Origin of the sequence: Pseudomonas sp. NPDC090233, from assembly GCF_044772285.1 — a bacterium.
In the GTDB taxonomy this organism is placed as follows: domain Bacteria; phylum Pseudomonadota; class Gammaproteobacteria; order Pseudomonadales; family Pseudomonadaceae; genus Aquipseudomonas.
Window position 1 is genome coordinate 566,225 of sequence record NZ_JBIVYQ010000003.1, and the last position, 14,107, is coordinate 580,331.

General features: G+C 63.2%; 14 protein-coding genes. 6 read left to right on the forward strand and 8 right to left on the reverse strand.

Annotated features, from left to right (window positions below; all coding sequences use genetic code 11):
• Window positions 1-1,275 (forward strand): uracil-xanthine permease family protein, encoded by a 1,275-nt coding sequence (locus ACIQUF_RS10690; protein ID WP_403131228.1) that lies wholly within the window; start codon window positions 1-3, stop codon window positions 1,273-1,275.
• Window positions 1,276-1,364: 89 nt separating this feature from the next.
• Here the strand turns inward: ACIQUF_RS10690 and hemH are convergent, their stop codons facing one another.
• Both hemH and ACIQUF_RS10700 read right to left on the reverse strand, forming a co-directional pair.
• Complete coding sequence (gene hemH / locus ACIQUF_RS10695; protein WP_403131230.1) at window positions 1,365-2,378, reverse strand: ferrochelatase; 1,014 nt, start codon at window positions 2,376-2,378, stop codon at window positions 1,365-1,367.
• A gap of 13 nt (window positions 2,379-2,391) precedes the next feature.
• Window positions 2,392-3,297, reverse strand: a complete 906-nt coding sequence (locus tag ACIQUF_RS10700; protein WP_403131232.1) for a TIGR01777 family oxidoreductase — start codon at window positions 3,295-3,297, stop codon at window positions 2,392-2,394.
• Window positions 3,298-3,485: 188 nt separating this feature from the next.
• Between ACIQUF_RS10700 and ACIQUF_RS10705 the strand changes: the two genes are divergently transcribed.
• The 5 genes from ACIQUF_RS10705 (at window position 3,486) to ACIQUF_RS10725 (ending at window position 8,564) form a co-directional block, all read left to right on the forward strand.
• A complete protein-coding gene (locus ACIQUF_RS10705) occupies window positions 3,486-4,472 on the forward strand; it encodes an NAD(P)/FAD-dependent oxidoreductase (RefSeq protein ID WP_403131234.1) in 987 nt (328 codons plus the stop codon).
• 106 nt (window positions 4,473-4,578) lie between these two features.
• The gene (locus ACIQUF_RS10710) at window positions 4,579-5,547 is read left to right on the forward strand and encodes a YbgA family protein (protein ID WP_403131236.1); all 969 of its coding nucleotides are present in this window, start codon (window positions 4,579-4,581) and stop codon (window positions 5,545-5,547) included.
• Window positions 5,537-6,436: a MerR family transcriptional regulator gene (locus ACIQUF_RS10715; protein WP_403131238.1), complete on the forward strand. Its 900-nt coding sequence runs from the start codon at window positions 5,537-5,539 to the stop codon at window positions 6,434-6,436. Before ACIQUF_RS10710 ends, ACIQUF_RS10715 begins: the two co-directional genes overlap by 11 nt.
• Window positions 6,427-7,869, forward strand: coding sequence for a deoxyribodipyrimidine photo-lyase (gene phrB / locus ACIQUF_RS10720; protein WP_403131240.1), 1,443 nt, complete (start codon window positions 6,427-6,429; stop codon window positions 7,867-7,869). The genes ACIQUF_RS10715 and phrB overlap by 10 nt, the downstream gene beginning before the upstream one ends.
• Entirely contained in the window at window positions 7,866-8,564 is a 699-nt protein-coding gene (locus ACIQUF_RS10725) for an SDR family oxidoreductase (protein WP_403131242.1), read from the forward strand. Before phrB ends, ACIQUF_RS10725 begins: the two co-directional genes overlap by 4 nt.
• A gap of 74 nt (window positions 8,565-8,638) precedes the next feature.
• Here ACIQUF_RS10725 and ACIQUF_RS10730 read toward each other — a convergent pair whose 3' ends face one another.
• From ACIQUF_RS10730 to hemA, 6 genes are all read right to left on the reverse strand, one after another.
• Window positions 8,639-9,157: an acyloxyacyl hydrolase gene (locus tag ACIQUF_RS10730; protein WP_403131244.1), complete on the reverse strand. Its 519-nt coding sequence runs from the start codon at window positions 9,155-9,157 to the stop codon at window positions 8,639-8,641.
• A 102-nt stretch (window positions 9,158-9,259) separates the two neighbouring features.
• Window positions 9,260-10,057, reverse strand: coding sequence for a glutamate racemase (gene murI / locus ACIQUF_RS10735; protein ID WP_403131245.1), 798 nt, complete (start codon window positions 10,055-10,057; stop codon window positions 9,260-9,262).
• Window positions 10,050-10,805 (reverse strand): molybdopterin-synthase adenylyltransferase MoeB, encoded by a 756-nt coding sequence (locus tag ACIQUF_RS10740; protein WP_403131247.1) that lies wholly within the window; start codon window positions 10,803-10,805, stop codon window positions 10,050-10,052. The genes murI and ACIQUF_RS10740 overlap by 8 nt, the downstream gene beginning before the upstream one ends.
• A complete protein-coding gene (gene prmC, locus ACIQUF_RS10745) occupies window positions 10,799-11,629 on the reverse strand; it encodes a peptide chain release factor N(5)-glutamine methyltransferase (protein WP_403131249.1) in 831 nt (276 codons plus the stop codon). Before prmC ends, ACIQUF_RS10740 begins: the two co-directional genes overlap by 7 nt.
• Window positions 11,629-12,711 (reverse strand): peptide chain release factor 1, encoded by a 1,083-nt coding sequence (gene prfA / locus ACIQUF_RS10750; RefSeq protein WP_403131251.1) that lies wholly within the window; start codon window positions 12,709-12,711, stop codon window positions 11,629-11,631. The genes prmC and prfA overlap by 1 nt, the downstream gene beginning before the upstream one ends.
• A complete protein-coding gene (gene hemA, locus ACIQUF_RS10755) occupies window positions 12,708-13,985 on the reverse strand; it encodes a glutamyl-tRNA reductase (RefSeq protein WP_403131253.1) in 1,278 nt (425 codons plus the stop codon). The genes prfA and hemA overlap by 4 nt, the downstream gene beginning before the upstream one ends.
• Between the last annotated feature and the right edge of the window lie 122 nt (window positions 13,986-14,107).

Genomic DNA, 14,107 nt, shown 5'->3' on the forward strand with positions numbered 1-14,107 from the left:
ATGCAGGACGGCTTCAACGACCCGCTCTGGCGCCAGGTCGTTTCGGGCGCGCAGATGCTCTTCGTGGCATTCGGCGCGCTGGTGCTGATGCCGCTGATTACCGGCCTCGATCCGAACGTGGCGCTGTTCACCGCCGGCATCGGCACTTTGCTGTTCCAGCTGGTCACCGGCCGTCAGGTGCCGGTGTTCCTGGCGTCGAGCTTTGCCTTCATCACCCCCATCATCCTCGCCAAGGGCCAGTTCGGCCTGGCGGAGACCATGGGCGGCGTGATGGCCGCAGGCTTCGTGTACACCTTCATGGGCCTGATGGTGAAGATCAAGGGCACCGGCTTCATCGACCGCATGCTGCCACCGGTGGTGATCGGCCCGGTGATCATCTCCATCGGCCTGGCCATGGCGCCGATCGCCGCCAACATGGCGATGGGCAAAGGCGGTGACGGCGCTGCGCTGATGTCGTACAAGACGGCCATGCTGATTTCCATGCCGGCGCTGCTCACCACCCTGATCGTCGCCGTATTCGGCAAAGGCATCTTCCGCCTGGTGCCGATCATTTCTGGCGTGCTGGTGGGTTTTGCACTGTCGTTCGCGTTTGGGGTGGTCGATACCGCCAAGATTGCCGCCGCCCCGTGGCTGGAGATCCCCAACTTCACTGCGCCCGCGTTCAACTGGCAAGCCATCCTGTTCATCGTCCCGGTTGCCCTGGCACCGGCGATCGAGCACATCGGCGGGGTGATCGCAGTCGGCAGCGTGACCGGTCGCGATTACCTGAAAAAACCTGGCCTGCACCGCACCCTGCTGGGTGACGGCCTGGCCACCACCGCAGCCGGCCTGTTCGGCGGCCCGCCCAACACCACCTATGCCGAAGTGACGGGCGCGGTGATGCTGACCAAGAACTACAACCCGAAGATCATGACCTGGGCGGCAATCTTCGCCATCACCCTGGCCTTCATCGGCAAGTTCGGCGCGCTGCTGCAGAGCATCCCGGTGCCGGTAATGGGCGGCATTCTCTGCCTGCTGTTCGGCTCGATCGCGGCGGTGGGCATGAACACCATGATCCGCCACAAGATCGACCTCAGCGAGGCCCGCAACCTGGTGATCGTTTCGGTGACCCTGGTGTTCGGTATCGGCGGCGTGCTGATCGGCAGCGGTGACGGTCCGGACGACTGGGGCCTGAAGGGCATCGCCCTGTGCGCCATCGTCGCCATTGCCCTGAACCTGATTCTGCCGGGCAATGATGGCTGGAAACACAAGAAGCTGGATGACCAACTGCCTTGATCCAGCTTTAACCTGAACCGGCCTCTGTGGAGCGGGCTTGCCGATACGTCGGACCGCCCGCGAAGAGGCCGGAACAGTAAACCTAAGGCTCAAACCTTTTCACACATCCCCGCCAACACCCTCACCCACTCCGGGTGATCATTCAGGCACGGCACCAGCACCAGCTCTTCTCCGCCCGCCTCGATGAACTGCTCCTTGCCACGATCGCCGATCTCTTCCAACGTCTCGATGCAGTCGGCGACGAACGCCGGGCACATCACCAGCAACTTCTTCACCCCCGCCTTGCCGAGCTCATCCAGGCGCGTCTCGGTATAGGGCTCGATCCATTTGGCCCGCCCCAACCGCGACTGGAACGACACCGACCACTTGCCGTCCGGAATGCCCATTTTCGTAGCAAACGCTTTGGCCGTGGCCAGGCACTGCCCGCGGTAACACACCGCGCGCATCTCGGCGCTGGCGTCTTTGCAGCAGTCCGCTGCCTGGAAATCATGCTTGCCAGTGGGGTCGAGCTTCTTCAGGTGCCGCTCCGGCAGGCCATGGAAGCTCAGCAACAAGTGGTCGTAATCCTGCTGCAAATACGGCTGGGCGCTGGCCGCCAGAGCATCGATGTAGTCCGGGTGATCGTAGAACGGTTGCAGCACGCGCAAATCCAGCGGCAAGCCGCGCTCGGCGATGGTCAGTTTGGCTTGCTCCACCACGGTGGTCACCGTGCTGTCGGCGAACTGTGGATAAAGTGGCGCCAGCGTGACCTTGCGTACGCCCTGGGCGGCCAGGCGTGCCAGCACGTCGGGCAGTGCCGGCTGGCCATAGCGCATGGCGATTTCGACCGGGCCATGGGGCCAATGCTCGACCATCGCTTGCTGCAGGCGCCGCGTCAGCACCACCAGAGGTGAACCTTCGTCCCACCAGATCGAGGCATAGGCGTGCGCCGATTGCTCCGGGCGCTTGACCAGAATCAGCGACACCAGCAAACGCCGTACCGGCCACGGCAGGTCGATCACGTAGGGGTCCATCAGGAACTGGTTGAGGTAGCGGCGTACATCGGTCACCGAGGTGGAGGCCGGGGAACCCAGGTTGACCAGCAGCAGGGCGTGATCGGTCATGCAGCGTCCTATGTCAGAGGCGCCTGGACAGGTTGTCCAGCGCCGATTGCAGATCGTTGAAGCGGAAGGTGAAACCCGCAGCGAGCAAGCGCACCGGGCGCGCCCGCTGGCCACCCAGCAGCAGTGTCGACAATTCACCCAGGCCGGCCTTCAGCAACAGCCCAGGCACCGGCAGCAGCGCCGGTCGGTGCAGCGCCCGGCCCAGACGCTTGGCGAACTCGCGGTTACGCACAGGCTCTGGGGCGCAGGCATTATAAGGACCGCTGGCATCCTTGTGCTGCAAGAGAAAATCAATCAGGGCGACCTGGTCGTCTATATGGACCCAGGGCATCCACTGCCGGCCATTGCCCAGCGGGCCGCCCAGGCCAAGCTTGAAGGGCAGGCGCAGGCGTGACAGGAAGCCGCCATCACTGGCCAGTACCAGCCCGGTGCGCACCAGCACCACACGCAGGCCCAACGCCTGTGCACGCAATGCGGTTTCTTCCCAGGCGATGCACAACTGGCTGGCGAAATCCTCACGCACCGGCTGCGAAGCTTCTGTCAGCTCGCGCTCACCGCCATCGCCATACCAACCCACGGCAGACCCCGACACCAGCACCTCGGGGCGCTGATCGCGGCTGCTCAACCAGGCCAGCAACTGCTCGGTGAGGGTAATGCGGCTGGCCCATAGCAGTTGCCGCCGGCCAGCGGTCCAGGGGCGGTCAGCGATTGGCGCGCCGGCCAGGTTGATCACCGCATCTACCGCTTCGTCTTGAGCCAGATCTTCCAACCGGGCAATCCCCCGCACCCCGCTGCCGCACAAACGCGCCACCTGATCGGGCCGCCGGCTCCAAACGGTCAGGCGATGACCCTGGCCAAGCCAGTACTGGCAAAGGTGCTGGCCGATCAACCCAGTGCCGCCCGTCAGCAATATATGCATGGCTGTATCCTCGCAGAGTCCGGCGATGGTCTATTTTTAACAACAAGGCACTTTTTTAACCCAACGCTCTCGGATAAACATAGGCCAACCTGCCCTAAGATGCGGAATAACCTTATACAAACATTGTGCATTGTACAGGTTTGCCTGACAGCGTAGTCTGCTTAATAGCAAGGTTCGAAGAGGCCATCATGACAGTACCTATTGCCATCATCGGTGCCGGTATCGCCGGCCTTTCCGCCGCTCAGGCCCTGCAGAAGGCCGGGCAAGCCGTTCACTTGTTCGACAAAGGCCACGGCAGTGGCGGGCGCATGGCCAGCAAGCGCAGCGATGCTGGTGCGCTTGATCTCGGCGCCCAGTACTTCACGGCCCGTGATCGGCGTTTCGTCGAGCAGGTGCAGCAATGGGTTGCCGCCGGCTGGGCCGCACAGTGGAAGCCGCAGCTGTACAACTACCGAGATGGCGAATTGACCCCCTCCCCTGACGAACAGACCCGCTGGGTGGGCGTGCCGCGCATGAGCGCCATCACCCGCGGCCTGCTCAAGGACGTCACGGTGAACTTCGGCTGCCGCATCGCCGAGGTATTCCGAGGCAAGCAGTTCTGGCACCTGCAAGACACCGAAGGCTGCAGCCACGGCCCGTTCAGCCGCGTGGTGATCGCCGTACCGGCACCACAGGCCACACCGCTGCTCGCGGCCACGCCGAAACTCGCCGCCGTGGCCGCAGGTGTGGTCATGGAACCCACCTGGGCCGTCGCCCTTGGCTTCGAGACGGCGCTGGATACGCCCATGCAGGGCTGCTTCGTGCAGGACAATCCACTCGACTGGCTGGCGCGCAACCGCAGCAAACCAGGCCGGGACGAACACCTCGACACCTGGGTACTGCATGCCACCTCCAACTGGAGCAAGCATCACATCGACCTGGTCAAGGAAGACGTGATCGAGCAATTGTGGGGCGAATTCGCCGAACTGGTCGGCTGCGTGGTGCCGGCCCCCTCTTTCGCACTGGCTCACCGCTGGTTGTATGCACGCCCCGCCGGCAATCATGAATGGGGCGCCCTGGCCGATGCCGACCAAGGCCTGTATGCCTGTGGCGACTGGTGCCTGTCGGGGCGCGTCGAGGGTGCCTGGCTCAGTGGTCAAGAGGCGGCGCGGCGGCTGCTGGAACATCTCGAATAACGTCAAAGGCAACGCTATACAAAAATACTAGTTTGCATAACTTTGTGGCTGTGCTGGAATAAGCTTGTACACGCTCGCTTCAATGTACAAGTATTCGGAGGCAGCCATGCCCGATCAATCCGCCCACAACAAGCCCAGCATCGCCATCAGCGCCTGCCTGACCGGCCACAATGTGCGCTACAACGGCGGGCACAAGGCATCCGATCTGTGCCGCAAGCAACTGGAAGCCCATTTCGACTGGCTGCCGGTCTGCCCTGAGGTCGCCATTGGCCTTGGCGTCCCGCGCGATCCGATTCGCCTGGTCGGCGACCCACAGCACCCTGCCGTGGTCGGCACACGCAATCCCGACCTGGACCTGACCGGCCCGCTGACCCAATACGGCGAACAGATGGCCGCTGAACTCGATGGCATCTGCGGCTATATCTTCATGCAGAAGTCGCCTTCCTGCGGACTGGAGCGGGTCAAGGTGTATCAGGACAACGGTCACCCTGCCGCCGAAGGCGGTACAGGCGCTTATGCCGCTGCATTCTGCGCGCGTCGCCCGGACCTTCCGGTCGAAGAAGAAGGCCGCCTGCACGACCCGGTACTACGCGAGAATTTCATCAGCCGCGTCTACGCCTATGCCGACTGGCAGCATGTGCTTGCCGAGGGGCTGAGCCGTGGTGCGTTGGTCCGCTTCCACTCGCGTTACAAATACCTGCTGATGGCCAACAACCCTCAGGCGTATCGCCAGCTCGGTCGCCTGCTCGGCAGCATGAGCCGGGATGACGACCCACAGATAATCGGGCCACGCTATTTCAGCCAGCTGATGCAGGCCCTGCGCCGCTGCGCCAGCCGTGGCACCCATGGCAACGTCCTGCAGCACCTCAGTGGCTATTTCAAAGACGCACTGTCGCCTCAGGACAAGGCCGAGCTGCAGCACATCATCGATCAGTACCAGCAAGGCGAGGTGCCGCTCGTGGTGCCGCTGACCCTGCTCAAACACCACCTGCGCAAACACCCCGACCCGTACCTGCTGCAACAGGCCTACCTGCAGCCACACCCCGACAGCCTGGGGCTGCGCAATGCCGTCTGATACGCTTCTGCCCATTGGTGAACTGGCGCGACGCACGGGCGTGAATCCGGTGACATTGCGTGCCTGGGAACGGCGCTACGGCCTGCTCAAGCCACAACGCACCGCCAAAGGCCATCGCCTCTACGCACTCGATCAACTCGAACGGGTCGAAGCGATATTGGCCTGGCTGGAGCGCGGCGCGTCGGTCGGGCAGGTACGCGAACTGCTCGACAAGCCCCCTGCCGTTGTCCCGCAAGGTGACTGGCAAACGCGCCAACAGCAGTTGATAGAGGCTATCGCCAACCTGTCCCAGCGCGCCCTCGACCAGCAGCTCAACCAGGCCATGGCGCTGTATCCGGCGATAACCTTGTGCGAAAAGCTGATGCTGCCGCTGCTGGAAAGCCTGGCGCAACGCTGGCGCACCTATTTCAATGCCCGGCTCGAGCAAGTGTTCTTCCATACCTGGTTGCGCAGCAAGCTCGGGGCGCGGGTTTACCACGACAATCAATTCCTGCAAGGGCCAGCCGTACTGATCGCTGCAGACAGCGAGCACGCTTTCGACCCCAGTCTGTGGCTGTGTGCCTGGCTGCTGTGCAGCAACGGCATCCCCGTTGAAGTGCTGGAGCAACCGGTCAGCGGTGTCGAACTGCAGCGCGCCGTCACCGCACTTGCGCCCCGCGCACTGCTGTTGCACCTTGGCCCGCGCATCGACAGCCGGGCCTTGCTGCGCACCCTCGAAGGGATACCCGCAACGAAGCTGCTGGGCGGTGCCACGGTCGCCCTCCATCGAGCACAACTGCAAGCCTTCGGCCTGCCTGAGCTTTTTTTGTTCGACACCCCACAGGCGGCATTGCGCGCACTCCAGGGCAATGGCCGCCCGCCTGTAGAGATGAGCCCCCGATGCAACTGATTTGGCTGCGCAGCGATCTGCGCCTCAACGACAACACAGCCCTGAGCGCCGCCTGCGCCCGCGGCCCGACGGTTGCCCTGTGGCTGGCCAGCCCCGGCCAGTGGCAGGAACACGATGATGCCGCGTGCAAGGTCGATTTCTGGCTACGCAACCTGCGCGACCTGCGCCAGTCGCTGGAGAAGCTCAATATCCCGCTGCTTATCCGCAAGATAGATACCTGGGACGAGGCCCCGGCTGCGCTGCTCAAGGTATGCCGCCAGCACCGTATCGAAGCCGTGCACTGGAACGATGAGTACGGCATCAACGAGAACAACCGCGACCAGGCCACGCGCACACTGCTGGAAGCTTCCGGCATTCAGGCGCACAGCTACCTCGACCAACTGTTGTTCCGCCCCGGCACCATCCTCACTCGCAGCGGCGACTACTTCCAAGTCTTCAGCCAGTTCAAAAGGGTCTGCCTGGAGCACCTGCACCGCAGCCTGCCATCACAAGCGCCACAGGTAAAACGCCAAGCGCCGCTGGATATCGACAGCGATCCGATCCCGCAACACATCGAAGGTTTCGACAAACCGCCGAGTGCCCTCAGCGAGCATTGGCCGGCCGGAGAAGATGAAGCCCAGGCACGGCTTACCCGCTTTCTCGACGAAACCGTCGAGGATTACCAATACCTGCGCGACCTCCCCGCCAAACCCGGCACCAGTCAGCTGTCGGCTTACCTGGCCGCTGGGGTGATTTCGCCACGGCAATGCCTGCACGCCGCCCTGGCGAGCAACCGCGGCGAGTTCGACAGTGGCAGCAGCGGCATTCAGACCTGGATCAACGAACTCCTCTGGCGCGAGTTCTACAAGCACATCCTGACGGGTTACCCACAGGTCTCGCGGCACCGCGCTTTCCGCGTCCAGACCGAAGCCCTGCCCTGGCGCGAAGCCCCCGCAGACCTTGAAGCCTGGGAACAGGGCCGCACTGGCTTCCCGATCATTGATGCGGCCATGCGCCAGTTGCTGCACACCGGCTGGATGCACAACCGCCTGCGCATGATTGTCGCCATGTTCCTCAGCAAGAACCTGCTGATCGACTGGCGCAAGGGCGAACGGCATTTCATGCGTCATCTGATAGACGGCGATCTGGCCGCCAACAATGGTGGATGGCAGTGGAGCGCGTCCACCGGTACCGACGCAGTGCCCTATTTCCGCATCTTCAACCCGGTTTCGCAGTCGCAACGCTTCGACCCGCAAGGTAGCTTCATACGCCACTGGCTCCCGGAATTGCGGGGGCTGGATGATAAAACTATTCACCAGCCCGTGAAGTCCGCGGATCTTTTTGCTAATAATTCCTATCACAGTCCGATCGTCGATCTCGGAAGTAGTCGCCAGCGCGCATTGGAAGCCTTCAAAGGCCTACCACGCCGGCAGGACCAGAGGGCAGTATCTTGAATAACTCGCGCAGTTTCTGGGTTACGGGGGCCAGCAATGGACTGGGTTTGGCCCTGGTGGAGCGGTTGCTCGAACAAGGGCACCGGGTTGCCGCAAGTGCCAAGGACGGCGGGATGTTGAATGCATTGGCCGCGCAACATGGCAGCAGATTGTTGCCGCTGCCTTGGCAATTGAACGACGAAGACCAGGCAACCGGAGCCTGCTTGCAGATTTGCCATGCCTGGGGCTCGCTCGACAGCCTGATCATCAACGCAGGCACCACCGACTATGTGGCTGACGATGTCGCGGAAAGCGAGCTGTTCGAGGCGATCGTCAACACCAATCAATTGGCAGGCGAGCATTGTCTGACTAAAGGGCTGGCGCTTCTGGCCAAGGGCTATTCGCCCCAGGTGATGGCGATCTTCAACCGTTATTCGGCACTGCAACTGTATGCGCCGACGCAAGTGACGGCCGGCTGGAACAACATGCCTCAGTGGTTGCGCGAGGAACGTCAGGCGCTGCAAAGCAAGGGCATCGACTTGACCGTAGTGGCACCGCAATCGTTGAAAACGCCGGTGACGTCTGTGCAGGCGGCGCCTGATGCCTGGACGCCCGAGAGCGCCGCAGAAGAGCTGCTGCAGCGGTTGACTCTGCGCGAGCCTGAGCTGGTGCTGGAAGTGCTGGATATCAGCAGCTTGTGGCCGTTGTCACGCTGAATGCTCTATTTGCAGTGCCGGCCTCTTCGCGGGGCAAGCCGGATCGCCCCGCGAAGAGGCCGGCACTGCATGAATCAAAGCGCCATGCGGTAATGCAGGCTGTAGCTTTCCACGCCATCGTTGGGCTGCTTGATGCCCGCATTGGAATAGTGGATGGCCCGCACACCAATCTCATGCCCGCCCGCAAAGCGCAAACCAAAGCCGATGCGGTCCTCGAACTGGAACGACGAGCCCAGATCGTTGCTCTCAAGCTCTGTGCGCGAAAACGCAGCCACACCGATACCGGCTTCGATATACGGTTTCACCGACTCCCCAGCGAACTCGTAAACAAAAACCGGCGCAAACGACAGGCTATGGTTACTGGCCGTCTCGTCACCGTCCCAATAGGTGTAGGCTCCATCCCAATAGCCGGTCAGTCGACCCACGCTGGTTTGCCACCAACTCGCATCCCAGTTCGACTGCAGCCCCAGGCGATAAACCATGGTTGAATCACCGGTCTGGCCCACCGACAGTGAAACGTCCGCAGCTTGCGCCGCCGTGAATTGCCCCAGGGTAACGACGGCAGCCGCCGCCAAGCCAAGCAGTTTCCTCATGAGAAACATCCTTCTTTCCTATGTTGTTAGTCTTCGCCTCAAGCCAGGCAAAGCGATAGAAATCAAGAATGGGACGATAGTTCAGCTGTTTTCACGTTTTTTTTACAACTGAAAGCTGTGCACATCGCCAGACTGCTTCCACAGCACAGGTAGGATACTTCTCAAAGATTGCGGATCCGCACTGCTCCAGAAGGCAGTGTCACGTGCCGGCCCTGCGGCCAGCAGATCACGGGCGGCCAGCAAGCGCTGCAGTTGCCGCGCCACCGCCGCGCCCGTATCGATAATGGCCACATCGGCGGGTACCATTTCCGCCAGCAGCGGGCGCAGGAAGGGGTAATGGGTGCAGCCCAGGATCAGCGTGTCGCAGCCTGCGGCCAGGAGGGGTTGCACGTAGCCCAGCAACAGCTGGCGCAATCGCACGCTAGCCAAGTCACCCGTCTCGATCAGCTCGACCAGCCCGGGGCAAGGCTGGGTGACCACGCGCACATCGTTGGCGAAGCGGTCGAGCAAGGCCGCGAACTTGGCGCTCTGCAAGGTGCCGGTGGTGGCAAGTACACCGACCACGCCGGAACGCGTGGCTGCGGCCGCTGGCTTGACGGCCGGCTCCATGCCGACCAGCGGCCAGTCGGGGTAAAGCTCGCGCAGGTCGGCAACAGCCGCCACTGTCGCGGTATTGCACGCCAGAACCATGGCCTTGGCGCCTTGCGCCTGGAAGAATTCGGCAATGCGTCGGCACCGCTGGCGGATAAAGTCCGGGGTCTTTTCGCCATACGGAACGTGGCCGCAATCAGCGACATACAGCAGCGACTCGTTCGGCAGCAAGTGCTGGATCTCGGCAAGCACCGACAAACCGCCAACTCCCGAATCCATCACGCCGACCGGCGCCGAGCGCTCAGCCATCGCGTTTGCCGCACACGGCGCAGGCTGGGTCCCGCTTGACCCGCAACTCACGCAGGCGCGTGCCGAGGGCATCGATCAGCAGCAAGCGACCTACCAGCGGCTCACCGAAACCGGCCAGAAGCTTCATCGCCTCCAACGCCTGCAGGCTACCGACCAGCCCCACCAGCGGGCCGATTACCCCCGCTTCGCTGCAGGTCAGCTCGGCTTCGCTGCCGTGGCCGTACAGGCAGTGGTAGCAAGGGCTGTTGTCGCGCCGAGGGTCGAACACCGACAGTTGCCCTTCAAGCCGAATCGCCGCACCGCTGACCAGCGGCTTGCCGTGGGCGAAACAGGCGGCATTGACGGCTTCACGGGTGCCGAAGTTATCGGAGCAGTCCAGCACCAGGTCAACAGCCGCTACGGCTGCAGCCAGCGAATCTTCGTCCAGCGCCTGACGATGGGCGACCAGCGTGACCTCAGGGTTGATGGCCTCCAGCCGCTGCAGCGCCGAGTCCACCTTGCTCATGCCGACGCTACTGCTGTCATGGATGACCTGGCGTTGCAGGTTGGTCAGGTCGACGGTGTCGAAGTCCGCCAAATGCAGCTCACCCACTCCCGCAGCCGCCAGGTACAAGGCCACCGGCGAACCCAGGCCACCCAGGCCGACGATCAGCGCCTTGCTCTGCTTGAGGCGCAATTGGCCGTCGATATCCACCTGAGCCAGCAGAATCTGCCGGCTGTAACGCAACAGTTCCTGATCGGTCAGCATGGCAAGCGCCCCAGGGAAATACGTTCATGGCCGCCCAGGTCCTTGCGGCTGGCCACCTCAATGAAGCCCTGCGCGGCAAGCAGCTCGCGCACCGCAGGCGCCTGGTCATAGCCATGTTCCAGCAGCAGCCAGCCACCCGCCAGCAAATGCTGCGGCGCCTGGCTGATGATCAGCCGCAGGTCATCCAGGCCATCGGCACCGGCCACCAGGGCGCTGCTGGGCTCGAAGCGCACGTCACCTTCTATCAGGTGCGGGTCTTCGGCGGCGATGTAAGGCGGGTTGCTGAGAATCAGATCGAAGCGCCCGCCGGCCAGGCTGCTGAACCAGTGGCTGGCGAGCACCTTGACGTTGCCCAGGCCCAGGCGCTGGCGATTACGCTCGGCCAGGGCCACGGCCTCATCGACGCGATCCACTGCAGTAACCTGCCAGCCCGGGCGATCGCTGGCCAGGGCCAGGGCGATGGCGCCCGTGCCGGTGCCCAGGTCGAGTACCTTGGCCGGTGTTGCCGGTTGCAACTCAAGTGCGGTCTCGACCAACAGCTCGGTGTCCGGACGCGGAATCAAGGTGTGCGGCGCCACTTCCAGATCAATCTTCCAGAAGCCTTGCTGGCCAAGGATATAGGCAACCGGCTCGCCGGCACGGCGACGCTGCAGATAGCTGGCGTAGATCTCGGCGTGTTCGCTGCTGACGATACGCTCGGGCCAGGTGTGCAGGTAGCTGCGCGACTTGCCAATGGCCGCCGCCAGCAGCAGTTCGGCGTCCAGGCGTTCGCTGGGTGAATCAGGCAACTGCGCGTTGCGCAGCAAGCTGGCAATGATGGTCATCAGTCCCCCAGGGCCGCCAGTTGGTCGGCCTGGTACTCGGCCAGCAGAGGTTCGATCACGGCATCGACGCCACCGGCGAGGATATCGTCGAGGGAGTACAGGGTCAGGTTGATGCGGTGATCGGTGACCCGCCCCTGTGGATAGTTATAGGTGCGGATGCGCTCGGAGCGGTCGCCCGACCCCACCAGCAGCTTGCGCTCGCTGGCGATGGCGTTCTGCGCGGCGCTGGTCTGCATGTCGTTGAGCTTGGCCGACAGCCAGGACATGGCGCGGGCGCGGTTCTTGTGCTGCGAACGCTCTTCCTGGCACTCGACCACGATGCCGGTGGGCAAGTGGGTGATGCGGATTGCCGAATCGGTCTTGTTGACGTGCTGACCACCGGCACCGGAGGCGCGGTAGGTGTCCACGCGCAGGTCGGCCGGGTTGATTTCGATCGCCACCTGCTCGTCGGGCTCGGGCAATACCGCCACGGTACACGCCGAGGTGTGGATACGGCCCTGCGACTCGGTCTCCGGCACACGCTGCACGCGGTGCGCGCCAGACTCGAACTTGAGCTTGCCGTACACGCTGTCGCCTTCGACGCGGGCAATGATCTCTTTATAGCCGCCGTGCTCGCCTTCGTTCTCGGAAAGAATCTCCAGGCGCCAGCCACGCCGCTCGGCATAGCGCGAATACATGCGGAACAGGTCGCCGGAGAAAATCGCCGCTTCGTCACCACCGGTGCCGGCGCGGATTTCCAGGAACACGTTGCGCCCGTCGTTGGGGTCCTTGGGCAGCAGCATGCGCTGCAGCTGCGACTCCAGGCCAACCAGCTGGTCCTTGGCTTCGCGCACTTCCTCCACGGCCATTTCGCGCAGGTCGGGGTCGGCGTCCTTGAGCAGCGCCTGGGCGCCTTCGAGGTCGTCCTGCACCTTGCGCCAGTTCTGATAGGCAGCGATCACCGGCTCGACTTCGGCATATTCACGGGAATAGGCGCGAAAACGGGTTTGGTCGGAAATGACTTCGACATCACCCAGCAAAGCGGTGAGTTCCTCGAAGCGGTCCTGGAGCGTGTCCAGTTTGTTCAGCAGCGACGCTTTCATTGCAGGGATTTGTCCGTCGAGCCCTCGTTGAGGGCAAAGAGTTCCTGGGCCATGGCCAGCGCATCGAGGCGGCCCTCGGCCGAGAGCTTTTTCAACTGCACGCTGGGCGCATGCAGGAGTTTGTTGGTCAGCCCCCGGGCCAATTGGGCCAGCACATCTTCGGGGTTGCCGCCGTTGGCCAGCAGACGCTGGGCCTTTTGCAATTCTTCGTCGCGCAAGCGCTCGCTTTGCTGGCGATAGGCGCGCAGCACATCCACCGCGGCCAGCTCGCGCAGGCGCACCATGAAGTCCTCGGCGCCGACCGAGACCAGCTCCTCGGCCGCCTGGGCCGCGCCCTGGCGGCTCTTGAGGTTTTCCGCGACCACTTCGTGCAGGTCGTCGACGGTGTACAGGTAGACGTCGTCCAGTTCACCGACTTCCGGCTCGATGTCGCGCGGCACGGCGATGTCGACCATGAAGATCGGCTTGTGTCGGCGCTGCTTCAGCGCGCTCTCCACCGCGCCCTTGCCGAGGATCGGCAGTTGGCTGGCGGTGGAACTGATGACGATGTCGCTGTTGGCCAGCTCCTGCGGAATGTCGGCCAGCAGCACGGCATGCGCGCCGAACTGTTCGGCCAGCAGGCTGGCCCGCTCCAGGGTGCGGTTGGCCACGACGATGCGGCGCACGCCTTGCTCATGCAAATGGCGGGCAACCAGGGTGATGGTTTCACCGGCGCCAATCAGCAGCGCCTGGCTGCGGCCCAGGTCGCTGAAGATCTGCCGGGCCAGGCTGACGGCGGCGAACGCCACCGACACCGGGTTTTCGCCGATCGCGGTGTCGGTACGCACTTGCTTGGCGGCGCTGAAAGTGGCCTGGAACAGGCGCCCGAGCAGCGGGCCGACGGTGCCGGCCTCACGCGCGACGGCATAGGCCGATTTCATCTGGCCGAGAATCTGCGGCTCGCCCAGCACCAACGAGTCCAGGCCCGATGCTACCCGCATCATGTGCCTGACAGCGTCGTGCTCTTCGTGGACGTAGGCACTGGCGCGCAGTTCGTCGAGGCTCAACCGGTGATAATCGGCCAGCCACTGCAGGACTGCTTCGGCGGACAGGTGGTCCTGCTCTATATAAAGCTCGCTACGGTTGCAGGTCGACAGGATCGCCGCTTCACGGCTGGCGGTCAGTCGGCAGAGCTGCTGCAGGGCGTCGACCAGCTGCTCTGGGGTAAACGCCACGCGCTCGCGTACGTCTACCGAGGCAGTCTTATGGTTGATACCAAGTGCAAGAAAGGCCATGCAAGGTCGCTGGTTGTGACGGGAAGCCGATAATTGTCCTCTTTCGCAGGTTTTAGAACAACCACCGTTCGCTATTGTCCCTATATACCAAGACCATCACTGTAAAGCGCGACCTTCGCGTG

Excerpts from the sequence above, each read along its gene's own strand:
- prmC (WP_403131249.1), bottom strand. The coding sequence starts at position 11,629 with ATGACCATCATTGCCAGCTTGCTGCGCAACGCGCAGTTGCCTGATTCA.
- ACIQUF_RS10690 (WP_403131228.1), top strand. The coding sequence starts at position 1 with ATGCAGGACGGCTTCAACGACCCGCTCTGGCGCCAGGTCGTTTCGGGC.
- murI (WP_403131245.1), bottom strand. The coding sequence starts at position 10,057 with ATGGCTGAGCGCTCGGCGCCGGTCGGCGTGATGGATTCGGGAGTTGGC.
- hemA (WP_403131253.1), bottom strand. The coding sequence starts at position 13,985 with ATGGCCTTTCTTGCACTTGGTATCAACCATAAGACTGCCTCGGTAGAC.
- ACIQUF_RS10715 (WP_403131238.1), top strand. The coding sequence starts at position 5,537 with ATGCCGTCTGATACGCTTCTGCCCATTGGTGAACTGGCGCGACGCACG.
- ACIQUF_RS10710 (WP_403131236.1), top strand. The coding sequence starts at position 4,579 with ATGCCCGATCAATCCGCCCACAACAAGCCCAGCATCGCCATCAGCGCC.
- prfA (WP_403131251.1), bottom strand. The coding sequence starts at position 12,711 with ATGAAAGCGTCGCTGCTGAACAAACTGGACACGCTCCAGGACCGCTTC.
- ACIQUF_RS10705 (WP_403131234.1), top strand. The coding sequence starts at position 3,486 with ATGACAGTACCTATTGCCATCATCGGTGCCGGTATCGCCGGCCTTTCC.
- hemH (WP_403131230.1), bottom strand. The coding sequence starts at position 2,378 with ATGACCGATCACGCCCTGCTGCTGGTCAACCTGGGTTCCCCGGCCTCC.
- ACIQUF_RS10730 (WP_403131244.1), bottom strand. The coding sequence starts at position 9,157 with ATGAGGAAACTGCTTGGCTTGGCGGCGGCTGCCGTCGTTACCCTGGGG.
- ACIQUF_RS10700 (WP_403131232.1), bottom strand. The coding sequence starts at position 3,297 with ATGCATATATTGCTGACGGGCGGCACTGGGTTGATCGGCCAGCACCTT.
- ACIQUF_RS10740 (WP_403131247.1), bottom strand. The coding sequence starts at position 10,805 with ATGCTGACCGATCAGGAACTGTTGCGTTACAGCCGGCAGATTCTGCTG.
- phrB (WP_403131240.1), top strand. The coding sequence starts at position 6,427 with ATGCAACTGATTTGGCTGCGCAGCGATCTGCGCCTCAACGACAACACA.